We start from the raw sequence: 22,998 nt of genomic DNA, 5'->3' as shown, positions 1-22,998 counted from the left end.
GAACCCTCATGAGCCCAGATACCGCTCGCATCAGCGAAATTATCGATCGCGCCAAGATCTCGCCTTATCAAATCCTCATCCTCGCCCTGTGTTTCCTGATCGCCCTGCTGGACGGCTTCGATACCGCCATCATCGGCTATATCGCCCCGGCGCTGCGCGAAGAGTGGGGCCTGCAGCCAGCGCAGCTCTCCCCCGCCTTCGGTGCGGGATTGTTCGGCCTGCTGATCGGCAGCCTGCTGTTCGGGCCGATCGCCGACGCCATCGGCCGCAAACGCGTGCTGCTCGTCGCGGTGCTGGTGTTTGGCGGCTGCACCCTGGCTTCGGCCTATGCGCATTCGATCGAATCCCTGACCCTGTTGCGCTTCATCACCGGCATTGGCCTCGGGGGCGCGATACCGACCTGCATCACCCTCAGCTCTGAGTACTCACCGGCGCGCCGGCGCATGCTGATGGTCACCCTGAGCTGGAGCGGCTTTACCGCCGGGCTGGCCTTGGGCGGCCTGCTGGCCGGGCAGATCATTCCTGCATTTGGCTGGCGCGGCCTGCTGGTGGTCGGCGGCATTGCGCCATTGGCGCTGCTGCCGCTATTGGCCTGGCAGATGCCCGAATCAGTACGCTTTATGGCCGCCAGCGCCAAACATGCCGATCGGCTGCGCCGGGTGATCGAGCGCATCACCGGCCAGCGTTGGGCCGGTGTGACGATTGTCGATGACGAGCGTCCGGCGCAGGTCAAATCGCCGATCTCGCATCTGTTTATCGAAGGGCGCGCCGTGCGCACCCTGCTGCTGTGGGCGGCGTTCTTCTGTTCGCTGTTCGTGTTCTACCTGCTCACCAGCTGGTTGCCGACGATACTCAAAGACGCCGGTTTCGATATCGCCCACGCCTCGCGCATCGGAGCCATGGTGCCGCTCGGCGGCACTCTGGGCGCCATCCTCATGGCGCTGCTGATGGATCGGGTCGGGCCCTACCGCGTATTGGCCGTCTCCTACCTGGGCGCCGCGCTGGTGATCGGCGCGACCGGGTATCTGATGGGCGACGTCTACACGCTGGCCGCCATTGTGTTCCTTATCGGCTTCGGCGTGGCCGGCGCGCAGAACGGCCTGAACCTGGTTTCCGCCACCCTTTACCCGACCGCAGCCCGCGTCACCGGCGTCAGTTGGGCCATGGCCAATGGCCGCTTCGGCTCGATCGTCGGCTCGATGCTCGGCGCCTGGATGATGACCGCCGCCGGATCGCCAGAAGTGTTCTTCCTCTGGCTGGCGTTGCCGGCGCTGCTGGGCGCAGCCGCCATCTTCCTGCTTTATCGCCTCAGCCTGCGCCGCCGCGCGCCGCTGACCGAACCGGCGGCCGGCATCTGAACTCGCGGAAATAAAAGGCCGAGACGCCATCGGTAGCGTCTCGGCCCGCAATAAAAAAGGGGGCCAAGGCCCCCTTCTGTGTTATTCCGCCTTGGCGGAAGCGTCTTCGGTGCGATACAGGTGCACGTCCATCTGCGGGAACGGAATGCCGATGTTGTGGGCATCCAGCGCGCGCTTGAAGTTTTCCATCAGATCGAAGTACACGTTCCAGTATTCCGCGTTAGTGGTCCAGGAACGGGTCACGAAGTTCAGGGAAGATGGCGCCATCTCGTTCAGACGCACGGTCACGCCTTTAGCGTGCATGATGCGCTTGTCGGCGGCGATCACGTCGCCCAACACCTTTTTCACCACGTCGATATCGGCGTTGTAGGCCACGCCTACCACGATATCCACGCGGCGGTTCGGTTCGCGGGAGTAGTTGATGATGTTGCCGGCGATGATTTTACCGTTCGGCACCACGATGGTTTTGTTGTCTGCGGTGCGCAGGGTGGTGGAGAAAATCTGCACCTGATCGACGGTGCCGGCCACGCCGCCCAGATCGACATACTCACCCACGCGCAGCGGGCGGAAGATCACCAGCAGCACGCCGGCGGCGAAGTTGGACAGCGAGCCTTGCAGCGCCAGACCGACGGCCAAACCGGCGGCACCCAGCACGGCGATCACCGAGGTGGTCTGCACGCCGACGCGCCCCAGCACCGCGATGAAGGTGAACGCCAGCACGCCGTAACGTACGATCGCCGACAGGAAGTCAGCTACCGTGGCGTCGATGCCGCGCAGTTTCATCACGCGGTTCAGCGCATTGCCGACCACGCGGGCCACGATCGAACCGATGATCAGGATAACGATGGCGGCGACGATATTCACCGCGTACTGGATCAACAGATCCTGGTTCTTCACCAACCAGTCGCCGGCACCGTTGATGCCGTCTACTACATTCAAATCTTTCATTCGTGTCGTCCTAACTCAGTCCCTAACGGGAGAAACTCGCAAAAATACACTGGCTTCGGCAGCCAGTAGGAAACCACCGCCTAAGGGTAACCAACATTAAAGGCTCATGCCAACCGTCAGCGTTAAAAATAGCCGAAACCGCCCGCCGCTTCTTCTAAGCTGAAAACAGCGCGTTGGCCATTTCACGACAAGAGATCCGTTCTTCATGCACATTCGCTCTTCGCTCAAACACTATTGGCAAGTGCGGCCCAGGCTGCTGTTTTCCGTCGGCGCCGGGCTGTTGTGCTTTCTGCTGCTGCCCGCCCAACTCTCGTTGCTGCAGCGCCTGATGATCGGCTGGAATACGCTGGCCTGGCTCTATCTGCTGTTTCTCTGGCGGCTGATGCTGGTCAGCACGCCGCAGCACATTCGCCAAATCGCCCGGCGGCAGGATGAAAGCGCCAGCACGGTGTTGGCGCTGGTCAGTTTCGGTTGTCTGGTGAGCATTCTGGCGATCCTGTTCGAATTGAGCAGCGCCAAACAGGCCAGCGACTCGCTGAAAACGCTACATCTGGCGTTAACCGGCGCAACGCTGGCAGTCTCCTGGCTGCTGCTGCCGACCGCCTTCACCATGCACTATGCCCATCAGTTTTATCGTCAGGGCGCACAGCGGGATCCTTTGCCGCTGCTGTTCCCCGGCAATCTCACCGAGCCGACCTATCTGGACTTCGCCTACTTCTCCTTCACCATCGCGGTCGCGTCGCAAACCGCCGACGTGGCGGTCGGCGCCGCGGAGGTGCGTAAAATCGCGCTCGTGCAGTCGGTTATTTCGTTCGTGTTCAACATGCTGATCCTGGGCCTGTCGATCAACGTCGGCGCCGGCCTGCTGGGCTGAAAACAAAAAAGGCTCCCCGCAGGGAGCCTTTTGCATCGTGCAACAGGTGCCGAAGATTACAGAACGTCTACCGCGTTCAGATCTTTGAAAGCCTGCTCCAGACGCGTCACCATGCTGGTCTGCGCTGCGCGCAGCCATACGCGTGGATCGTAGTATTTCTTGTTCGGCTGATCGGCGCCTTTCGGGTTGCCCAGCTGGCCCTGCAGGTAAGCTTCGTTCGCTTTGTAGTACTGCAGGATGCCGTCCCAGGTCGCCCATTGGGTATCGGTATCGATGTTCATCTTGATCACGCCGTAGCTGACGGACTCTTTGATTTCCGCATCGCTGGAACCGGAGCCGCCGTGGAACACGAAGTTCAGGCTGTTATGCGGCAGGTTGAATTTCTCGGAAACGTATTTCTGAGAATCGCGCAGGATGGTCGGAGTCAGCTTAACGTTGCCTGGCTTGTACACGCCGTGCACGTTACCGAAGGAAGCTGCGATGGTGAAGCGCGGGCTGATGGCGTTCAGTTTTTCGTACGCGTAAGCCACGTCTTCCGGCTGGGTGTACAGTGCGGAAGCGTCCATATGGCTGTTGTCCACGCCGTCTTCTTCACCGCCGGTGCAGCCCAGTTCGATTTCCAGCGTCATGCCGATTTTGGCCATGCGCTTCAGGTAGGCGCTGCAGATCTCGATGTTTTCTTCCAGAGACTCTTCAGACAGATCGATCATGTGGGAAGAGAACAGCGGTTTGCCGGTAGCGGCGAAGTGCTTCTCGCCGGCGTCCAGCAGGCCGTCCAGCCATGGCAGCAGTTTCTTCGCGCAGTGGTCGGTGTGCAGGATCACCGGCACGCCGTAGTGTTCAGCCATCTGGTGAACGTGGTGTGCGCCAGAGATGGCGCCCAGAATCGCTGCGCCCTGCGGCACATCGGTCTTCACGCCTTTGCCGGCGATGAACGCGGCGCCGCCGTTGGAGAACTGAACGATGACCGGCGCGCGCACTTTAGCCGCGGCTTCCAGCACTGCGTTGATGGAGTCGGTACCCACGCAGTTTACCGCTGGCAGCGCAAAGTTGTTCTCTTTAGCAACTGCGAAGACTTTCTGAACGTCATCACCCGTGATGACACCCGGTTTTACGAAATCAAAAATTTTAGACATGTTACTTTGTCCTGTTTCGTCGGCCGTAGATGGATGTAAATCGATGTTTTCACGCCGCGCAGCGTTAGCCGCGCGGTATAAAACAAACGGGCGGCTTTCGCCTCCCGTTGTCTGAATTACTGCTTAGCGCGCTCTTCCAGCATCACGACTGCAGGCAGCGGTTTCCCTTCAACGAATTCCAGGAATGCGCCACCGCCGGTGGAGATGTAGGAAATTTTGTCAGCGATACCGAACAGATCGATGGCTGCCAGAGTGTCGCCGCCGCCAGCGATAGAGAAAGCGTCGCTATCGGCGATCGCGCGGGCGACAATTTCGGTGCCCTTACGGAAGTTAGGGAACTCGAATACGCCAACCGGGCCATTCCACAGAATGGTCTTGGCGTTCTTCAGGATAACGGCCAGACGCTCGGCAGAGACGTCGCCCATATCCAGAATTTGCTCGTTGTCCTGGATCTCGTTGGCCTGCTTCACGGTCGCGGTTGCGGTTTCGGAGAACTCGGTCGCTACGCGCACGTCGGTCGGCACCGGAATGTCGCAGGTTTCCAGCAGTTTCTGCGCGTTCGGGATCAGGTCAGGTTCGTACAGGGACTGGCCCACGTTGTTGCCCTGCGCCGCCACGAAGGTGTTGGCGATGCCGCCGCCGACGATCAGCTGATCGGCGATTTTGGACAGGGAATCCAGCACGGTCAGTTTGGTGGACACTTTAGAACCGCCCACGATGGCGACCATCGGACGGGCCGGGTTGCCCAGCGCTTTGCCCAGCGCTTCCAGTTCGGCGGACAGCAGCGGGCCGGCACAGGCGACAGGCGCGAACTTGCCCACGCCGTGGGTGGAAGCCTGCGCGCGGTGCGCGGTGCCGAATGCATCCATCACGTACACGTCGCACAGCGCCGCGTATTTCTTGGACAGGGTTTCGTCGTCTTTCTTCTCGCCCTTGTTGAAGCGGACGTTTTCCAGCACCACCAGTTCGCCTTCGGCGACGTCGACGCCATCCAGATAATCCTTCGCCAGACGCACTGGGGATTTCAGGTGGTCTTTCAGGTAGTTGACCACAGGCAGCAGGGAGAATTCTTCGTTGTACTCGCCTTCGGTAGGACGACCCAGGTGGGAGGTTACCATCACGCGGGCGCCTTGCTTCAGCGCAGCTTCGATAGTCGGCAGGGAAGCGCGGATACGCGCGTCGGAAGTCACTTTACCGTCTTTTACCGGCACGTTCAGATCGGAGCGGATCAGTACGCGTTTACCCGCCAGATCCAGATCGGTCATCTTAATTACAGACATGGTGAACCCTCTTTATTGAATCTCTATAAAATTGCCTGAGCAGCGCGCCAATCACGCCGGCGCCGCCGTACTAGAAACCGCTGGCGGCCATTGCCCGTGTTGTATCCAACATCCGATTGGCAAAGCCCCATTCATTGTCGCACCAGACCAAGGTCTTTATCAGGTGCTGCCCGCTGACCCGAGTCTGCGTACCGTCGACGATAGCGCTGTGCGGGTCATGGTTAAAATCGATCGAGACCAATGGTAATTCCGTGTAGTCAACTATACCACGAAATGATTCCCGTGCGGCCTTTTGCAACAGCTGGTTGACCTCCGCCACCTTCACCGCGGCGCTCACGCTGACGCTGAGATCGATAGCCGTCACGTTGATGGTCGGCACGCGCACCGAGATCGCCTCGAAGCGATCGCAAAACTGCGGGAAGATACGGGTGATGCCCGCAGCCAGCTTGGTATCGACCGGAATGATCGACTGGCTCGCCGCGCGGGTACGCCGCAAATCCGCGTGATACGCGTCGATCACCGGCTGATCGTTCATCGCCGAGTGAATGGTGGTCACGGTGCCGGATTCGATGCTGTAGGCGTCATCCAGCAGCTTGATCACCGGAATAATGCAGTTGGTGGTGCACGAGGCGTTGGACACGATGCGGTGTTCCGCCAGCAGCGTCTGATGATTGACGCCGAACACGATGGTGGCGTCCAGATCGTTGCCGCCCGGATGGGCGAACAGCACTTTCTTCGCCCCCGCCGCCAGATGGGCTTCGCCATCCGCCCGGCTGCCGTACACGCCGCTGCAGTCCAACACCACGTCGACGCCCAGCTCGCCCCAGGGCAACTGCTCCACCGCCGGCTGATGCAACAGGCGAATCGCGTCGTCTCCGACGCTCAGCGTGTCGCACTCTTGCCGCACATCCCAGGCGAAGCGGCCGTGGCTGGAATCGTACTTCAGCAGATGGGCCATGCCTTCGGCGTTCGCCAGCTCGTTGATCGCCACCACGGAGATTTCCGCTCGTCGTCCCGATTCGTACAGTGCGCGCAATACGCTGCGGCCGATGCGGCCAAAGCCGTTTATCGCTATGCGGATGGTCATGCTGCTCCTGAAAAAGGGCCGTCCACGCCGGGTGACTCACCGGCGCCGCCCGGCGCTGACTGGTTGTCTCACTAACCCGCATAGAGTAGTGGATCGCACCGCCCGCTGTGAATCGCCGAGTTTGCATTATTCCCGCGCTTCAGCGGCTTTTCGCCGCCTTCACATCGGCATTTCTGTCGAAGAGTGCTTCAACTGAAACGCTTCAGCTGAGCATAAACCAAAGTTTTGGCAAAAGAAACAGGTGCAACAGTTCCTCAGGTAACGGAGGGGAGTTTTACGAGCATAAGATGATCTGGCGCACATTTTTGGCCTTAAGGCCGCGGTGGATTTTCGCTCGCCGGCCCCGTTTCGCCGTAGTGCTCGCGGAAATAGTCGCGCAAAAATTCGACCGTCACTCGCACTTTCGCCGACGTTGCCAGCCGGGAAACGTATACCGCCCAGATGTTGGCCGGCTGATAATACTCCGGCAGGATGTGCACCAACCTGCCGCTGTCGATGTTCTCTTTCACGTCCCAGGCGGAACGCAGCGCGACGCCCTGCCCGTCCAGGCACCACTGGTGCACGATTTCGCCGTGGTTCGACGCCAGCGCCCCTGTCACCTTCACCGTCTCTTCGCCGCCCGGCCCCTGCAGCCGCCACAGCCCGAACGGGTGATCGCGTTCCTTGATCACCAAACAAGTGCGGCCCGCCAGCTCAGCCGGATTTTTCGGCACGCCGTGGCGCTGCAGGTATGCCGGCGAAGCACACAGGATGCGCTGATTGTCCGCCAGCTTGCGCGCAATCAAATTGGGGGCGATATCGTCGCCGATGCGGATATCCAGATCGAATCCTTCGCTGACCAGATCCACCAGCCGATCGGACACGTCGAGCCGCAGCTCCAGCTGCGGGTACTGCCGCGCCAGCGCCGACAGCGCCGGCGCCACGAAACGCCGGCCGAAGCCGAAGCTGCTGACCACCCGCAGCATGCCCTGCGGTGCCTGACGCACCTCGGACAACTCGTCCATCATCTGATCGACATCGTTGAGAATGCGCTGCGCCCATTCGTAGATGCGTTCACCGTCTTCGGTGATCGCCACCCGCCGCGTGGTGCGGTGCAGCAATGACACGTCCAGCGCCTTTTCCAGCAACGCAATGCGCTTGCTGATAAAGGCCGGCGAAACGCCCAGCTCTTCGGCGGCGGCGGCGAACCCGGCGCGGCGCGCCACCAGCACGAACACCCGCAGGTCACTCAGGATCGGCATATTGTTCATGATTCGTGTTTTATGTTTCACCGTTTTCGCGATTGATTAACAGTTAGTCAATTATAGGATAGCAGTGTTGTCAATCTCCCCTACCTACAAATGAGACCTCTGTATGAGCAAAACTTACAAGATTGCCGCCATCCCCGGGGACGGTATCGGGCGGGAAGTGTTGCCGGAAGGCATACGAGTATTGCAGGCGGCGGCAGCGCGCTGGGATCTGTCGCTGGAATTCGACACCTTCGAGTGGGCCAGCTGCGACTACTACCAGCACCACGGCCAGATGATGCCGGACGATTGGTTTGAACAGCTCAAGGGCTTCGACGCCATCTATTTCGGCGCCGTCGGCTGGCCGGATACGGTGCCCGATCACATTTCGCTGTGGGGTTCACTGCTGAAATTTCGCCGCGACTTCGAGCAGTACGTCAACCTGCGCCCGGTACGGCTGTTTCCCGGCGTGCCCTGCCCGCTGGCGAACAAACAGCCGGGCGATATCGATTTCTACGTGGTGCGCGAAAATACTGAAGGAGAGTACTCCTCGCTCGGCGGACGGATGTTCGAAGGCACCGATCGCGAGATGGTGATCCAGGAATCGGTCTTCACCCGTCAGGGCGTGGACCGCATCCTGAAGTACGCCTTCGAGCTGGCGCAGCAGCGCCCGCGCAAGCGCCTGACTGCAGCCACCAAGTCCAACGGCATGGCCATCAGCATGCCGTACTGGGATGAGCGCGTGGCGGAGATGGCGCGCCAATACCCTGATATCGCCTGGGACAAACAGCACATCGATATTCTGTGCGCGCGCTTCGTGCTGAACCCCGAACGCTTCGACGTGGTGGTGGCCTCCAACCTGTTCGGCGATATTTTGTCGGATCTCGGCCCGGCCTGCACCGGCACCATCGGCATCGCGCCGTCGGCCAACCTGAACCCGGAGCGCAACTTCCCGTCGCTGTTCGAGCCGGTACACGGCTCGGCGCCGGACATTTTCGGCAAAAACATCGCCAACCCGATCGCCATGATCTGGAGCGGCGCGATGATGCTGGACTTCCTCGGCGACGGCGATGCTCGCTACCGCCAGGCGCACGACGGCATCCTGCAGGCGATTGAGCACATTATCGCCGACGGGCCGCGCACGCCGGATATGCGGGGCGGCGCCTCCACCCAGCAAGTCGGCCAGGCGATCGCCGCCCTGCTGCAACGCTAAACGCCGTTGATTTTCCTGCGCAGGGCGCCCTTTCGCGCCCTGCTTTGCCACGTCCGTTTTTCCGCTTCGATCGCCGCCGCAAATCCACTGAAAATCACCCCAGAAAGCACGCCAATACCCCGGTCAAGATCACAACAAATTGTTTACATACTGTGTTTTATCCTTTTACAGATGCCCCAATTGTGGCCCTCCTGTAATTTGTGCACACTCAAAAATGTTAATGAAGAGTAAACATTTCCGGCGGCGTTCCGCCGGGGCGCTTGCTCCTCGCGGTGTAACAAAACAAAGGGTTCAAACCAACAAGGCCCGGGCGCACCCTACGCTTCGCGCACCGGCCCACCACCGATAACAGGAGTTCACTCCCATGCAGAGCAATCCTAAAAAGGATGTCACGCTCATCGCCATCAGCCTGTGCAGTATTGCGCTGATCGCCATTTGCCTGATGCTCTTTCCGGCCCAATCCGCGCTTATCGCCAACACCATTTTCAACGGCGTCACCCGGCTGTTCGGTTCAACCATTCAAATCCTGGTGCTGATCGCCCTGCTGGTGGTGCTGTATCTGGCGTTGAGCAAATACGGCAACATCCGCCTCGGCGAAGGCAAACCGCAATACTCCACGCTGGCCTGGCTGTTCATGTTCATCTGCGCCGGCCTGGGCTCGTCCACCCTGTACTGGGGGGTGATGGAATGGGCGTATTATTACCAGACACCGGGGCTGAACATCGCGCCGCGCACCCCGAAGGCGCTGGAATACAGCATCAGCTACTCCTTCTTCCACTGGGGCCTGAGCGCCTGGGCGACCTACGCCCTCGCCTCGCTGATCATGGCCTACCACTTCCACGTGCGTAAGAACAAAGGGCTCAGCCTGTCGGGGATCATTTCCGCCATCACCGGCGTGCGCGCCAACGGCCCGATCGGGCGGTTGGTGGATCTGATCTTCCTGGTCGCCACCGTCGGCGCCCTCACCATTTCGCTGGTGCTGACGGCCTCCACCTTTACCCGCGGGCTGACGGCATTGACCGGCATCCCGGATAACTTCGCGGTGCAGGCGACGGTGATCCTGCTGGCGGCGGTGATCTTCTGTCTCAGCTCTTACATCGGCATCGACGGCGGCATGCAGCGCCTGAGCAAAATGGTCGGCTGGGGCGCTTTCGCCTTCGCCGGGCTGGTGCTGCTGGTCGGCCCCACCGAGTTCACCATCAACAACACCATCAACGCCATCGGCCTGACGGCGCAAAACTTCCTGCAGATGAGCCTGTTCACCGATCCGATGGGCGATGGCAGCTTCAGCCGCAGCTGGACGGTGTTCTACTGGCTGTGGTGGATCTCCTATACCCCGGGCGTGGCGATGTTCGTCACCCGCGTCTCGCGCGGCCGCAAGATTAAAGAAGTGATCTGGGCGCTGCTGCTCGGCAGCACCCTCGGCTGCTGGTTCTTCTTCGGTTCGCTGGAAAGCTACGCCATGCACCAGTTCATCAGCGGGCAGCTCAACGTGCCGGAGATCCTCAGCACCCAGGGCGGCGAAACCGCCGTGCAGATGCTGCTGACGGCGCTGCCGCTCGGCAAGCTGTTCCTGGCCGCCTATCTGTTCATCATGATCATTTTCCTGGCCTCGCACATGGACGCGGTGGCCTACACCATGGCCGCCACCAGCACCCGCAACCTGCAGGAGGGGCAAGATCCCAGCCCGATGCTGCGCCTGTTCTGGTGCGTGGTGATCACCCTGATCCCGCTGTCGATCCTGTTTACCGGCGCCTCGCTGGACACCATGAAAACCACGGTGATCCTGACCGCGCTGCCGTTCCTGCTGGTACTGCTGGTGAAAACCTACGGCTTTGCCCGCTGGCTGAAGCAGGACTACGCGGCCATCCCGGCGCACCTGATCGAAAGCAGCCCGCCGGCGCTGCCCGACGCGCCGGCGACCGCCGAACTCTCCGCTCCATCGTCGTATCAACCGCGCCCTATGGCGAAATGACAATAAGAAAAGAGGAAGGTTAACTTATGAGCACTCTGATCCCTGAATTTACCTTACCGAAAGATTTCTGCGCCGACGCCCGTGAGGCTTACACCATTCCGGCCCGGTTCTATACCCACCAGGCGGCGTTCGAGCACGAAAAAGAGCAGGTGTTCGCCACCAGCTGGATTTGCGTGGCGCACCGCAGCGAGCTCGCCGAACCGAACGACTACATCACCCGCGAGATCATCGGTGAAAACATTCTGGTGGTGCGCGGCCGCGACAAGGTGCTGCGCGCCTTTTACAACGTTTGCCCGCACCGCGGCCACCAACTGCTGGCGGGCGACGGCCGGGCGAAAAACGTCATCACCTGCCCTTATCACGCCTGGGCGTTCAAGCTGGACGGCGAACTGGCGCACGCGCGCAACTGCGAAAACGTGCAGAACTTTGATAAGGAAAACTCGCACCTGGTGCCGGTGCGGGTCGAAGAGTACGCCGGGTTTATTTACGTCAATCTGGACTCGCAGGCCGGCACGGTGGAAGACCAGTTGCCGGGCCTCGGCGCCAAAGTGCGCGAGGCCTGCCCGCAGGTCGACGATCTCAAGCTGGCGGCGCGTTTCGTCACCCGCACTCCGGCCAACTGGAAGAACATCGTCGACAACTACCTCGAGTGCTACCACTGCGGCCCGGCGCACCCCGGCTTCGCCGACTCGGTGCAGGTCGACCGCTACTGGCACACCCTGCACGGCAACTGGACGCTGCAGTTCGGCTACGCCCGCCCTTCCGAGCAGTCGTTCAAGTTTGAAGAGGGTAAAGAAGCCAGCTTCCACGGCATCTGGCTGTGGCCGTGCACCATGTTCAACATGCCGCCGCTGGAAGGCATGATGACGGTGATCTATGAGTTCCCGGTCGATGCGGAAACTACCCTGCAGCACTACGACATCTACTTCACCAACGCCGATTTGAGCGACGAACAGCTCAAACTGATCGACTGGTACCGCGACGTGTTCCGCCCGGAAGATTTGCGGCTGGTGGAGAGCGTGCAAAAAGGCCTCAAATCGCGCGGCTATCGCGGGCAGGGGCGCATCATGGCCGACGGCGCCGGCAGCGGCGTCAGCGAGCACGGCATCGCCCACTTCCACAACCTGCTGGCGCAGGTTTATCAACCCTGATGCGACGGGGCCCAATGGCCCCTCCCCCAGACTTGTGAGGTTCTCGTGAATATTTCCGATCGGGCGCTATTCCGCCAACAGGCCTACATCAACGGCCAATGGCGCGACGCCGACAACCAGGAAACCCTGCCGGTGAGCGATCCCGCCACCGGCCAACTCATCGGCAGCGTGCCCAACATGGCGACGGCCGAAACCCAACGGGCGATCGACGCCGCCCAGCAGGCGCTGGAAGGCTGGCGCGCGCTGCCGGCGCAACAGCGCGCGCAGCTGCTGCGCCGCTGGTTCGAACTGATGCTGGAACACCAGCAGGATCTGGCCAGCCTGATGACGCTGGAACAAGGCAAACCACTGGCGGAATCGCTGGGCGAAATCCGCTACGCCGCCTCCTTTATCGAATGGTTCGCCGAACAGGCCAAACGCACCAACGGCGACATCATTCCCTCGCCAAGCGGCGATAAACGCCTGATGGTGCTGAAACAGGGCATCGGCGTGTGCGCGGCGATCACGCCCTGGAACTTCCCAGCGGCGATGATCACCCGAAAGGCCGCACCGGCGCTGGCGGCCGGCTGTACGCTGGTGGTCAAACCCGCCAACGAAACCCCTTATTCAGCGCTGGCGATGGCCGAACTGGCCGAGCGCGCCGGCATTCCCGCCGGGGTGTTCAACGTGGTGACCGGCAACTCGCAGGCGATCGGCGCCGAGCTGACCCGCAACCCGCAGGTGCGCAAGCTGAGCTTTACCGGCTCCACGCCGGTGGGCCGCCTGCTGATGCGCCAAAGCTCGGACACCATCAAGAAAGTGTCGCTGGAGCTGGGCGGCAACGCGCCGTTCATCGTGTTTGACGATGCGGACATCGATGCCGCAGTGGAAGGCGCGCTGATCGCCAAATATCGCAACGCCGGGCAGACCTGCGTCTGCGTCAACCGTTTCTACGTGCAGCGCGGCGTTTACCCGCAGTTCGCCGAGAAGTTTGTCGCCCGCGTAGCGGCGCTGCAGGTTGGCAACGGTTTCGAACCTGGCGTGCAGATCGGCCCGCTGATCAACCGCAAGGCGCGCGACAAGGTGGTGGAGCTGCTCGATGACGCGCTGAGCAAAGGCGCTCAGGTGCTGACCGGCGCCACGCCGCACGCGCTGGGCGGCAATTTCTTCACCCCGACGGTGCTGGGCGACGTGCAACCCGGTTCGCTGCTGCTGGAAGAAGAGATCTTCGGCCCGGTCGCGCCGCTGGTGGTGTTCGATGACGAAGCCGAGGCGATCCGCCAGGCCAATGACACCATCTACGGATTGGCCGCCTACTTCTACACCCGCGATGCGGCGCGCATATGGCGCGTTTCGGAGCGGCTGGAGTACGGCATGGTCGGTATCAATACCGGGCTTATCTCCAACGAGGTCGCGCCGTTCGGCGGAGTGAAACAGTCGGGCCTGGGGCGTGAAGGCTCCGAATACGGCATCGAAGACTATCTGGAGCTCAAATACCTGTGCCAGGCGGTATAACTTTTTTATGCGCGGGGACGCCCGCGCTTTGGAGCCAATGAATGACCAGCTATCAGATGCTTGATGTTCGCGTCGTCGACATCGAAACCGTCACCGCACAGGTCAAGCGCTTTACTCTGGCGGATCCGCAAGGCCGGCCGCTGCCCGCCTTCAGCGGCGGCAGCCACATCATCGTGCAAATGCAGGACGGCGAGAAGCGCTACAGCAACGCTTACTCGCTGCTCAGCTCACCGTTCGAGCTCGACCGTTACCAGATCGCCGTTCGGCGCGAGTCTCCTTCCAAAGGCGGTTCTGACTTCATGCATGACCGGCTGGCGGTCGGCGATACGCTGACCATCAGCACCCCGAATAACCTGTTCGCGCTGGCGCCGGAGGCACAGCATCACGTGTTGATCGCCGGCGGCATCGGCATCACGCCGTTTATGGCCCATCTGCATGAGCTGCAACGCAGCGGCCAACGCTACCATCTGCACTACTGCTTCCACAGCGAGGAACACAACGCCTTCCAGCAGCAGCTGACGCAAGCGCCATTCACCGACAACGTCAGTTGCCATGTCTCCAGCCTTGGCGGCCGGTTGGATCTGGCGCGCACGCTGGCCGACGTGGAACCCGGCGCCCATATCTACGTCTGCGGCCCGAGGGCGCTGAACGAAGCGGTCTACCGGACCGCCGCCGAACGGGGTATCGACGCCGCGCGTTTACACAGCGAAGCCTTCGCTGCCGAAGACACGGCGGGCGGCGCCTTTACGCTGGTGCTGGCCCGGTCGGGTATTGAACTTGAAGTGGCGGAAGACATGACCATCCTGCAGGCGCTGGAAAACAGCAAGGCGGCCAGGGTCGAGTGTCTGTGCCGCGAAGGCATTTGCGGCACCTGCGAAACCCGCATCGTCGAGGGGGAAGCCGACCACCGCGATCAGTATCTCAGCGACGAAGAACGCGCGGCGCAGCAAACCCTGTTGATCTGCTGCTCGCGCGCCAAAGGCAGCCGACTGGTGCTGGATTTGTAAACGGAACGCCCGCATCAGCGGGCGTCCTGATTAGGCTTTCGGGAATATCCACAGATGATCGGCCGGCAGGGAGAGCCGGCACAGCGCCCGATCGCGCGCCTCGTGGCCATAGGCGCGCACCACGAAATCTTCGGCCACGGTGCGGAACAGGTATTCCCAGCGATCGCCGAGATACATGCTGGTCAGCAACGGCAGCTCAAGCTGGTTGCCCTGCGGATCTTCGCCCAACCGCACGCGCTCCACGCGGATCACCGCCGTGCCCTCCTGCCCAACCTGCACGCCGGCGCCCACTTTGCCCCACAGCGCCCAATCCTTGCCTTCGATGCGCGCCCGGTCGCCTTCCAGCGCAACAACCTTGCCCGGCAAGCGGTTGTTGCTGCCCATGAACTCGGCGGTGAACAGCGTGGTGGGTGAACCGTACATCTCCTGCGGCGTGCCCTGTTGTTCGATTTTGCCGTTATTGAGCAGCAGGATGCGATCGGAAATGGCCATCGCCTCGTTCTGATCGTGGGTCACCATCAGCGCCGACAGACCGAGCTTGATGATCAGCTCGCGCAGGAATACCCGCGCCTCTTCGCGCAGCTTGGCGTCGAGATTGGACAGCGGCTCATCCAGCAGGATCACCGGCGGGTTGTAGACCAGCGCACGCCCGATCGCCACGCGCTGCTGCTGGCCGCCGGAAAGCTGGTGCGGGTGCCGCTTGGCCAGATGCCCCAACCCGAGCTGATCCAGCACCGCCTGCACCCGCTGGGCGATTTCCGCCGAGGCGGTCTTACGCAGCTTCAGCGGGTAAGCGACGTTCTCAAACACCGTTTTATGCGGCCACAGGGCATAGGACTGAAACACCAGCCCCAGGTTGCGCTCTTCGGCGGGAATTTCGCTGCGCGCGCTGCCGTTGTACACGGGGTTATTGCCGATGACGATCCGCCCTTGGCTCGGTTTCTCCAGCCCGGCCACCGCCCGCAGCAGCGTGGTTTTGCCGCTGCCCGACGGGCCCAGCAGCGAGACCACCTCACCCCGTTTCAGATCCATCGACACCCCTTTCAGCACCGGGTTGTCGCCATAGGTCAAATGCAGATTCTCTACCGAAAGTTCAATCATGTAATTTCACTCCAAAGCGCAAGGCGATCCCCAGCCCCAGCACCACCAGCAGGATATTGATGAACGACAGCGCGGCGACGATATCGATAGCGCCCGCGGCCCACAGAGAAACCAGCATCGAGCCGATGGTTTCCGTGCCCGGAGACAGCAGATACACCCCGGTGGAATATTCGCGTTCAAAAATCAGGAACATCAGCAGCCAAGAGCCGATCAGGCCATAGCGCGACAGCGGAATGGTGACGTGGCGGGTGATCTGGCCGCGGCTGGCGCCGGCGCTGCGCGCCGCCTCTTCCAGCTCCGGCCCCACCTGCAGCAACGTGGAAGAGATCAGCCTCAGGCCGTAGGCCATCCATACCACGGTGTAAGCCAGCCAGACGCTGAAGATAGTGCTGCGCAGCGAACGCAGCCAGACAATCCAGTTGGCACGCAGCCACTCGGCCATCGGCAACGCCGACAACCAGCCCTCCTTGAGCGATTTGTCCAGCCACATCGGCAAGAACAGGAACACCCACAGGAATGCCAGACCGGCCAACAGCCCCGGCACCGCGCGCGGCACCAGTACGCTGTAGTCGAGGAAGCGCGTGGCGCCATCCGGCTTGCGGTGCATGGCGATGCCGATAAACAGGTAGCACGCCACCGCCAGCGCCCCGCCGATCACCCCGATCGCCATCGAGTTGACGATGGCGCGCAGCAGGTTGGGCTGCGCCCAGATGGTGCGGAAGGTGTTGATCGACAGCTCGTCCCAGACAGACACGCCCACGCCCCAGTTAGAGATAAAGGCGCGCAGCACCACGCCGATCAGCGGCACGCCGATGGTCACGGTCAGCCAGAACACCACCACCGCGCCGGCCACCCAGCGCCATTTGCCGAGCGGCAGCGCGCGGGCCTGCGAGGCTTTGCCCTTGACGGTGACAAAGCGATTAGCGGTGCGCATCAGCCGGCGCTGCAGCATCACCAACGGAATAGTGATGCAAATCAGCACCACCGCCACCGCCGCCATCAGATGGTAAGACGGCGTGCCCAGCTTGTTGGTCAACTGGTACAGGTAGGTCGCCAGCACCAGGTTGCCTTCCGGATCACCCAACACCAGCATCAGGCCGAACACTTCCAGCCCGAGGAAGAACAACAGCACCCCGGCGTACAAGATAGACGGCCGCACCATCGGCAGACTGACGGCGGTCATCACTTGCAGCGGCGTGGCGCCGGCGGTGCGCGCCGCTTCTTCAACGTCGGAGCCCACGCTGCGCAGCGCCGAGGAGATGTACAGATACGCGTGAGGCACGTGCGTCAATCCGGCTATCACCACGATGCTGGCCATTGAGTAGATGTTCCACGGCACGAAGCCCAGCAGCGCCTCCGCCCACAGCGAGAAGAAACCTACCGGTCCCGCCGCCACCACGTAACCGAAACCCAGCACCATCGGCGACACGAAGATCGGCACCAGAATCAGCGGTTCGATGATCCGCCGCCCCGGCAGATCGGTGCGCACCATCAGGAAGGCCAAAACACCGCCGAGCGGGATGGCGATAATCACCAGGCCGAATGCCAAAATAAAGCCGCTTTTCAGCGCCTTGTAGAAATCCGGATCGGTAAAGATGAACTCGAAGGCCTCAAGGCTGAAAACCTTGGAAGGAGAGAAAAACGGTGCCGAGAGGAAGCTTTGAATGATGATAAACGACAGGGGGACATAGATAACCAGCGCGGTTATCAACACCACCAGGCCGCGCGGCAGACTCTGCCACTTTCTGCGCCATGCTTGCATAAATGCTCCCTATGGTTGTAAACGACGACCAAAGGGCGCGTGCCCGTGCGATAGGCGCGCGTCCGAATGCAGTCCCTGTTATTTCGCCGCGGCGGCGCGCCATTGTTTGATATAGTCGAGACGCTTGGCCGGCTGCAGATATTCCAGCAGGCTGTCATCGACCGGGATCGGTTTGAGCCCGTTACCCAACAGCTTGGTCATGCCATCGATGTCGTTCTTGCCTTCGATGTCGTTGCGGATCGAGGGGATATCCGCCTGATTGGCGAGAATATTTTGCCCTTTCTCCGACAGCACATAGTCAAACCACAGCTTGGCGGCGTTAGGGTTGCCGGCCTCTTTGCCGATGAAGCTCACGCGCGACAGCACCAGGGTATAGTCTTTCGGATAGACGATGCCGAGCGACGGATCGCTCTTGGCGCGGGCCTCGGCGTATGAACCGAGGATATTGAAGCCGATCAGGTTTTCACCGGAGGAAACGCGTTCCATCATGGTGCCGGTGGAGGATTGCACCGCCAGGCCACCCTTGGCCACGTCGGCCAGCGTTTTGAAGTAGTTAGGATCGGCCTTGAAGTCCTGCACCGACAGCATGAAGCCGACGCCGGATTTTTCGATGTCGTAGGTGGTGACTTTCTTCTTGAATTTGTCCGTCTGGCCGGCGATCAGCTTGGCCAGCGCCGCATGCGAATCCGGCACATCGCCTTGCGGGATCAGGCGTTTGTTATAGATAAACACCACCGGCTCATAGGTGGTGCCATACACCTTATCTTGCCATACCGCCCATTTCGGCAGTTGAGCCTGCTCGGGAGAGGCGTATTCCTGCGCGTAATCGCCCGCCAGTTTCAAAATGGTGTCCATCGACGAACTCCACACCACGTCGCCGCTGGTGCCGCCGGCCGCCTGCTCGCTGATAAAGCGGTTATACAGTTCGGTGCTGTTCATGTCGTTGTATTCGACCTTGATGCCCGGATACAACGCCTCGAACCCCTGGATCAGCGGCGCCGCCGCCTTGGTGTCGGTGGTCGAGTAAATCACCACCTTGCCTTCTTTCTTCGCGCCGTCGACCAGTTTCTGGTAGTCGGCGGGGTAGCCCGCCGGGAAGGCCGCATAGGCGGAAACGGAGCCCAACAAAGTGATTGCCGCTACGGTCGCGCTGATTTTTTTCATCATCATCATCCATCCCCTGATCACATTTAATAAACTAAAAATTAACATATAGTTAATAACTGTGACGAGGCAACGGCGTTGCTTTGTTATCTTTCGGTTTTGTGAGGTTGGACGTTTTTCAGCCAATAAAAAAGCCCGGCAGCGCGGGCTTTACGGCGCTTCCTGTCGCAAACTATTCGGCCAGGCGAGAACGCCGCAGCAGGCGAATTCGCTGTACGATGGCGACCCCCAGCAGGGTCAGGGCAAACCCCGCCAACTGCACCAGCGACAGCGCCTCGCCAAACAGCGCGTAAGCCTGCAGCGCCGCCGCCGGCGGCACCAGCAACATCAGCGCGGTAATGCGAGTCAAATCGCCGTGGCGCACCATCCAGATAAACAGCGCGGTGCCGCCCAGCGACAACACGCCGGCCGACCACAGCAGCGAGAACCACAGCGTCGGCGAATTGTCCCAGGCGCCGGAGCCCATCACGGCCGCCAACGCGCCGGTCACGATCGCGGCGCCGAGGTGCTGAATGGCGCCCGCCGCCCGCAGATCGGCCGCCGCCAGCGAAGACTTCTGCACCATGATGCCGATCGTCAGCGCGACGATGCTGCCAAACCCCATCAGGATCGGCAACAGCGCCATATTGCCGACGTCGATACCGGTCAGTCGAGGGGAGAGCACCAGCGCAACGCCGATAAAACCGACCGCCAGCCCGGCCCAGGAGCGTAACCCTATCGATTTGCGCAGCACCAACGCGAAAATCAGCGCGGTGAACAACGGCTGCAATCCGCCGATCAGCGACATCACCCCGGCCGCCAGGCCGTTCGCCACCGCCCACCAGCTTGCAGCGAGATAAACGCCATTCATCAACATGCCGGTCAGCAGGTGCATCACGAACTGCCGCCCCTTGGGCCAGGCGCAATGCAATGCCAGCAAAGCGAATACCGCGGCGGCGATCAAAAAGCGAAAGGTCAGGAAAAGGTTGGGATCGGCATGATCCGCCACCGCACGCGCGGCAATAAAACCCGTCGACCAAATTAATATCAGGAAAAACGGCGCGATAAATGCCTTTCGCCGATCGCGTTTTTCACGCGGGGTTATTTCCATATCACTACCTGAAAGAATGCGGTTGATGAATGAGGGCATACTAACCAATTTAACACGGGCTTAACAGTGCCGAGCGAACGCCCAAGTTCAGGTGGCGCACATAATTACCGGTGAATAATGAAGTTTCAATTTCATATAATTCATCGAGCTTATAATTAATTGCGCTACGTTACGATAATGTAAATTAATTGCTACATCAGGTATAAATATTCCCCTATCGGCGACATTGTCGGGATAATTCCCCTTTGCTAGCCTTTCTGAAGCCATTTAATTAACGGGACTGACTCATGGCCGAAATCACTGATTTTATGAAACTGGATATGCGTATTGGCGAAATTATTTCCGTGGAATATAACGACAAGGCGTTAAAACCCGCCTATAAGCTGCGCATTGATTTCGGCGAGGAAATTGGCATTAAAAACAGTTCGGCGCAATTATGCGAAAACTATCAGGAAGATGATCTGCTTGGCAGAAAAGTCATCTCCGTCGTTAATTTCCCCGCCAGGCGGGTTGCCGGATTTAAATCCGAAGTGCTGGTTCTTGCCGCGGTCACCAGGGATCAAGGCACCGTCTTGCTGAAACCCGATTTCGACGTGGAGATCGGCAGCAAGATTTTATAACCGCCCCATCATTCGTGAGGCCTCCGAGAAATGCGACAGTTATCTCTGCTTGATGAAGTTAAGAAAGCATACCAGGAACACCGTTCAGCCTTTATCCCCGGCGCTACCATGCAGGCAATCCTGCTGGCGCTGGGCGCGCGGCCGGAAGATTTCGCCAGGCTGCAGCAGGTCAGCGCCAATCTGGCGGACGATCCCACGCTGCCTTTCCGCAAGTCCAGAAACGGCCGTTTCTGTTTCGACTTCGATCGCGCCCGGATTGAGCGGCTGGAGTTCCAGCCTTTCGTGCTCTCGGTCGAGGAAGACTTCATCCGCTACGATTCGGGAAAGGTGCGCCATTTCCGCGGCATCAACGACGATCTGCAGTTGAATACGGCATTTCAGGCGCTGATGAAATTCAAAGCCTACGTGATCGATGGCGTGAGCGTGACGCCGCGCCCCCGGCTTAATCAGGAGATCAACAAGTTCGTCTGCACGGTGTTCAACCTGCGCACCGTCACCACGCCGCAGATGCTGGGCGAACCGGCGCTGGAAGGCGTGCACAGCGACGGCGTCGACCACACCATGACGACCTTCCTCGGCTGCGACAACATGACCGACGACAGCGCCAAGACCTTTATTCACGATATGCGCGAAACCAGCGGGATCAAATTCGATCGGGCCCGGCCGGAATGGATTTTGGGCGCAATACAGCATCGGCATTTCCTCGATACCCTGCTGATTGTCGACCATGAGCGCAAACACAGCCTCTCACCGGTGGAAGCGCAGGACAAACGTAAGAATTCAACCCGCGATATGCTGATCTTTTTCACCCGTAAACCGGTCGAAGACGGCCACGTCTCCTTCGCGTATGACTCTTTTAAACCGCATATCGAAATCCCGCTGTCGATAGACATGGTGGCGCGCGCAAGCTAACGCGCTGCCGGGCCGGCCGCCAGGATGCATCTGTGCGGCCGGTTCACGCAAGGATAAACAGCGCTGGATTAATCAGGTTTTTGTCGCCGAATTATTATATCCTGCCGGACGAAAATTTTTGCGGGCGCTCGCTGCCCCACGCGCCAGCCCTCTGCAGGCAGGCCGTTTATTTCATGAATACAGGCAGTGCCATACCGTTATGACCAAGAGTTTATCCCCGAAAGACATTATCGCCCTGGGCTTTATGACCTTTGCCCTGTTTGTCGGCGCCGGCAACATCATCTTCCCGCCGCTGGTGGGACTGCAGTCCGGCGAACATCTGTGGCCGGCCGCTATCGGGTTTATGGTGACCGCCGTCGCCCTGCCGGTGATCGCCGTGATCGCGTTGGCGCGCGTCGGCGGCAGCATCAGCCTGCTGACCGGCCCCATCGGCCGCACCGCCGGTTTGCTGCTGGCGACCGTCTGCTATCTGGCGCTCGGCCCGCTGTTCGCCACGCCGCGAACCGCCAATGTCTCTTTCGCCCTCGGCATTGCGCCTTTCACCGGCGACGGCGCCCTGCCGCAGTTCATCTACAGCCTGCTGTTCTTTACCCTGGCGATGATTGTGTCGCTTTATCCCGGACGGTTGCTCGATAACGTCGGCCATATTCTGGCGCCGCTGAAAATTCTGGCGCTGGCCGCGCTCGGCATCGCCGCCCTGGTCTGGCCCGCAGGCGCGCCGCTCTCCGCCGTCGGCAGCTATCAAGCCTCGGCGTTTTCCACCGGCTTCGTACAGGGTTATCAAACCATGGACACGCTGTCGGCGCTGATGTTCGGTTCGATTATCGTTACCGCCGCCCGCTCGCGCGGCGTCAGCGACAGCGGGTTGCTGCTGCGTTATACGCTGTGGGCCAGCCTGATCGCCGGCGTCGGCCTGACGCTGGTCTATATCTGCATGTTCAAACTCGGCGCCGGCAGCGGTAGCCTGATCGAGAACGGCGCTCAGGATGGCGCGGCAATCCTGCACGCCTATGTACAGCACACCTTCGGCGATCTGGGCAGCGTCTTTATGGCGGTGCTGATGTTCATCGCCTGCCTGGTGACGGCGGTCGGCATGACCTGCGCCTGCGCGGACTTCTTCTCCCGCTACCTGCCGCTCTCTTACCGCACGCTGGTGGTGATCCTCGCCCTCTTCGCCATGCTGGTCTCCAACATGGGGCTGGCCAATCTGATCCGCGTCTCGCTGCCGGTGCTGACGGCGATCTACCCGCCCTGCATCGCGCTGGTGTTGCTCAGCTTCAGCCAGAACCGCTGGCGCAGCGCCAGGCGCGTCTTCGCGCCGGTGATCGCCACCAGCCTGGTGTTTGGCTTGGCCGACGGCCTGAAGGCTTCCAGCTTCAGCGGCCTGCTGCCCGCCTGGTTCGATAAGCTGCCGCTGGCCGAACAGGGGCTGGTCTGGCTGCAGCCTACGCTGCTGGTGCTGTTGCTGGCGGCGGCTTACGACCGGTTGCGCGGCGTCGAAAGCGCCAATGCCGCGTCGTAAGCGCGATTTCCGCCCATAAAAAAAGCCGGTCATGATGACCGGCTTTTTTATCGGCTTGCGCCAGACCGCTTACTTCAA

At 60.7% G+C, this 22,998-nt stretch carries 19 protein-coding genes; 10 read left to right on the top strand and 9 right to left on the bottom strand.

From position 1 onward, the window contains the following. Positions 1–8 precede the first annotated feature (8 nt). Entirely contained in the window at positions 9–1,358 is a 1,350-nt protein-coding gene (locus ACP39K_RS16135; RefSeq protein ID WP_060444425.1) for an MFS transporter, read from the top strand. Between the two features lie 81 nt (positions 1,359–1,439). Here ACP39K_RS16135 and mscS read toward each other — a convergent pair whose 3' ends face one another. Beyond that, positions 1,440–2,306, bottom strand: a complete 867-nt coding sequence (gene mscS / locus ACP39K_RS16130) for a small-conductance mechanosensitive channel MscS (protein WP_015378992.1) — start codon at positions 2,304–2,306, stop codon at positions 1,440–1,442. Positions 2,307–2,511: 205 nt separating this feature from the next. On the opposite strand from mscS, the gene ACP39K_RS16125 reads away from it, so the two are divergent. Next, positions 2,512–3,180 carry a DUF1345 domain-containing protein gene (locus ACP39K_RS16125; protein ID WP_016930030.1) on the top strand — a complete coding sequence of 223 codons (669 nt, stop codon included), beginning with the start codon at positions 2,512–2,514 and terminating at the stop codon, positions 3,178–3,180. Positions 3,181–3,236: 56 nt separating this feature from the next. On the opposite strand, the gene fbaA is transcribed toward ACP39K_RS16125, so the two are convergent. The 4 genes from fbaA to ACP39K_RS16105 all read right to left on the bottom strand — a co-directional run bounded on the left by fbaA (position 3,237) and on the right by ACP39K_RS16105 (position 7,954). Continuing rightward, positions 3,237–4,316 (bottom strand): class II fructose-bisphosphate aldolase, encoded by a 1,080-nt coding sequence (gene fbaA, locus ACP39K_RS16120; RefSeq protein ID WP_004931586.1) that lies wholly within the window; start codon positions 4,314–4,316, stop codon positions 3,237–3,239. 116 nt (positions 4,317–4,432) lie between these two features. Next, positions 4,433–5,596: a phosphoglycerate kinase gene (gene pgk, locus ACP39K_RS16115; protein WP_025160206.1), complete on the bottom strand. Its 1,164-nt coding sequence runs from the start codon at positions 5,594–5,596 to the stop codon at positions 4,433–4,435. 70 nt (positions 5,597–5,666) lie between these two features. Then, positions 5,667–6,683, bottom strand: a complete 1,017-nt coding sequence (gene epd, locus ACP39K_RS16110; protein WP_004931582.1) for an erythrose-4-phosphate dehydrogenase — start codon at positions 6,681–6,683, stop codon at positions 5,667–5,669. A 311-nt stretch (positions 6,684–6,994) separates the two neighbouring features. Then, on the bottom strand, positions 6,995–7,954 hold the full coding sequence (locus tag ACP39K_RS16105; RefSeq protein WP_272491432.1) for a LysR substrate-binding domain-containing protein: 960 nt from the start codon (positions 7,952–7,954) through the stop codon (positions 6,995–6,997). A gap of 82 nt (positions 7,955–8,036) precedes the next feature. On the opposite strand from ACP39K_RS16105, the gene ACP39K_RS16100 reads away from it, so the two are divergent. From ACP39K_RS16100 to ACP39K_RS16080, 5 genes are all read left to right on the top strand, one after another. Continuing rightward, entirely contained in the window at positions 8,037–9,122 is a 1,086-nt protein-coding gene (locus ACP39K_RS16100) for a tartrate dehydrogenase (RefSeq protein WP_497008678.1), read from the top strand. A gap of 364 nt (positions 9,123–9,486) precedes the next feature. Beyond that, positions 9,487–11,097, top strand: a complete 1,611-nt coding sequence (locus ACP39K_RS16095) for a BCCT family transporter (RefSeq protein ID WP_049190615.1) — start codon at positions 9,487–9,489, stop codon at positions 11,095–11,097. 26 nt (positions 11,098–11,123) lie between these two features. Next, positions 11,124–12,248: an aromatic ring-hydroxylating oxygenase subunit alpha gene (locus ACP39K_RS16090; protein WP_033639430.1), complete on the top strand. Its 1,125-nt coding sequence runs from the start codon at positions 11,124–11,126 to the stop codon at positions 12,246–12,248. 45 nt (positions 12,249–12,293) lie between these two features. Continuing rightward, the gene (locus ACP39K_RS16085; protein ID WP_033639429.1) at positions 12,294–13,742 is read left to right on the top strand and encodes an NAD-dependent succinate-semialdehyde dehydrogenase; all 1,449 of its coding nucleotides are present in this window, start codon (positions 12,294–12,296) and stop codon (positions 13,740–13,742) included. Positions 13,743–13,783: 41 nt separating this feature from the next. Continuing rightward, positions 13,784–14,749, top strand: a complete 966-nt coding sequence (locus tag ACP39K_RS16080; RefSeq protein ID WP_197788010.1) for a PDR/VanB family oxidoreductase — start codon at positions 13,784–13,786, stop codon at positions 14,747–14,749. A 30-nt stretch (positions 14,750–14,779) separates the two neighbouring features. Here ACP39K_RS16080 and ACP39K_RS16075 read toward each other — a convergent pair whose 3' ends face one another. The 4 genes from ACP39K_RS16075 to ACP39K_RS16060 form a co-directional block, all read right to left on the bottom strand. Continuing rightward, positions 14,780–15,850, bottom strand: a complete 1,071-nt coding sequence (locus tag ACP39K_RS16075; RefSeq protein WP_497008677.1) for an ABC transporter ATP-binding protein — start codon at positions 15,848–15,850, stop codon at positions 14,780–14,782. Continuing rightward, complete coding sequence (locus tag ACP39K_RS16070) at positions 15,843–17,612, bottom strand: ABC transporter permease (RefSeq protein WP_033639426.1); 1,770 nt, start codon at positions 17,610–17,612, stop codon at positions 15,843–15,845. Before ACP39K_RS16070 ends, ACP39K_RS16075 begins: the two co-directional genes overlap by 8 nt. 78 nt (positions 17,613–17,690) lie before the next feature. After that, the gene (locus ACP39K_RS16065) at positions 17,691–18,779 is read right to left on the bottom strand and encodes an ABC transporter substrate-binding protein (protein WP_497008711.1); all 1,089 of its coding nucleotides are present in this window, start codon (positions 18,777–18,779) and stop codon (positions 17,691–17,693) included. A 169-nt stretch (positions 18,780–18,948) separates the two neighbouring features. Further along, positions 18,949–19,866, bottom strand: coding sequence for a DMT family transporter (locus ACP39K_RS16060; RefSeq protein ID WP_016930036.1), 918 nt, complete (start codon positions 19,864–19,866; stop codon positions 18,949–18,951). 287 nt (positions 19,867–20,153) lie between these two features. Here ACP39K_RS16060 and ACP39K_RS16055 point away from each other — a divergent pair, with 287 nt between their 5' ends. The 3 genes from ACP39K_RS16055 to brnQ all read left to right on the top strand — a co-directional run bounded on the left by ACP39K_RS16055 (position 20,154) and on the right by brnQ (position 22,920). Further along, on the top strand, positions 20,154–20,486 hold the full coding sequence (locus tag ACP39K_RS16055) for a tRNA-binding protein (RefSeq protein WP_004931561.1): 333 nt from the start codon (positions 20,154–20,156) through the stop codon (positions 20,484–20,486). 30 nt (positions 20,487–20,516) lie between these two features. Continuing rightward, entirely contained in the window at positions 20,517–21,398 is an 882-nt protein-coding gene (locus ACP39K_RS16050; RefSeq protein ID WP_028127702.1) for a 2OG-Fe dioxygenase family protein, read from the top strand. A gap of 199 nt (positions 21,399–21,597) precedes the next feature. Further along, positions 21,598–22,920 (top strand): branched-chain amino acid transport system II carrier protein, encoded by a 1,323-nt coding sequence (gene brnQ / locus ACP39K_RS16045; protein ID WP_016930038.1) that lies wholly within the window; start codon positions 21,598–21,600, stop codon positions 22,918–22,920. Positions 22,921–22,998 lie beyond the last annotated feature (78 nt).

This window comes from Serratia sp. EC4, from assembly GCF_059652115.1.
Note: the sequence above shows the minus strand (reverse complement) of the source record. Positions and strands in the feature narration are given on the sequence as shown.

What these genes read in the sequence shown, in the direction of transcription:
- fbaA (WP_004931586.1), bottom strand. Translation starts at nt 4,316, where the DNA reads ATGTCTAAAATTTTTGATTTCGTAAAACCGGGTGTCATCACGGGTGAT.
- ACP39K_RS16060 (WP_016930036.1), bottom strand. Translation starts at nt 19,866, where the DNA reads ATGGAAATAACCCCGCGTGAAAAACGCGATCGGCGAAAGGCATTTATC.
- epd (WP_004931582.1), bottom strand. Translation starts at nt 6,683, where the DNA reads ATGACCATCCGCATAGCGATAAACGGCTTTGGCCGCATCGGCCGCAGC.
- ACP39K_RS16090 (WP_033639430.1), top strand. Translation starts at nt 11,124, where the DNA reads ATGAGCACTCTGATCCCTGAATTTACCTTACCGAAAGATTTCTGCGCC.
- mscS (WP_015378992.1), bottom strand. Translation starts at nt 2,306, where the DNA reads ATGAAAGATTTGAATGTAGTAGACGGCATCAACGGTGCCGGCGACTGG.
- ACP39K_RS16135 (WP_060444425.1), top strand. Translation starts at nt 9, where the DNA reads ATGAGCCCAGATACCGCTCGCATCAGCGAAATTATCGATCGCGCCAAG.
- ACP39K_RS16080 (WP_197788010.1), top strand. Translation starts at nt 13,784, where the DNA reads ATGACCAGCTATCAGATGCTTGATGTTCGCGTCGTCGACATCGAAACC.
- ACP39K_RS16065 (WP_497008711.1), bottom strand. Translation starts at nt 18,779, where the DNA reads ATGATGAAAAAAATCAGCGCGACCGTAGCGGCAATCACTTTGTTGGGC.
- ACP39K_RS16055 (WP_004931561.1), top strand. Translation starts at nt 20,154, where the DNA reads ATGGCCGAAATCACTGATTTTATGAAACTGGATATGCGTATTGGCGAA.
- ACP39K_RS16095 (WP_049190615.1), top strand. Translation starts at nt 9,487, where the DNA reads ATGCAGAGCAATCCTAAAAAGGATGTCACGCTCATCGCCATCAGCCTG.
- ACP39K_RS16125 (WP_016930030.1), top strand. Translation starts at nt 2,512, where the DNA reads ATGCACATTCGCTCTTCGCTCAAACACTATTGGCAAGTGCGGCCCAGG.
- ACP39K_RS16100 (WP_497008678.1), top strand. Translation starts at nt 8,037, where the DNA reads ATGAGCAAAACTTACAAGATTGCCGCCATCCCCGGGGACGGTATCGGG.
- ACP39K_RS16070 (WP_033639426.1), bottom strand. Translation starts at nt 17,612, where the DNA reads ATGCAAGCATGGCGCAGAAAGTGGCAGAGTCTGCCGCGCGGCCTGGTG.
- ACP39K_RS16075 (WP_497008677.1), bottom strand. Translation starts at nt 15,850, where the DNA reads ATGATTGAACTTTCGGTAGAGAATCTGCATTTGACCTATGGCGACAAC.
- brnQ (WP_016930038.1), top strand. Translation starts at nt 21,598, where the DNA reads ATGACCAAGAGTTTATCCCCGAAAGACATTATCGCCCTGGGCTTTATG.
- ACP39K_RS16050 (WP_028127702.1), top strand. Translation starts at nt 20,517, where the DNA reads ATGCGACAGTTATCTCTGCTTGATGAAGTTAAGAAAGCATACCAGGAA.
- pgk (WP_025160206.1), bottom strand. Translation starts at nt 5,596, where the DNA reads ATGTCTGTAATTAAGATGACCGATCTGGATCTGGCGGGTAAACGCGTA.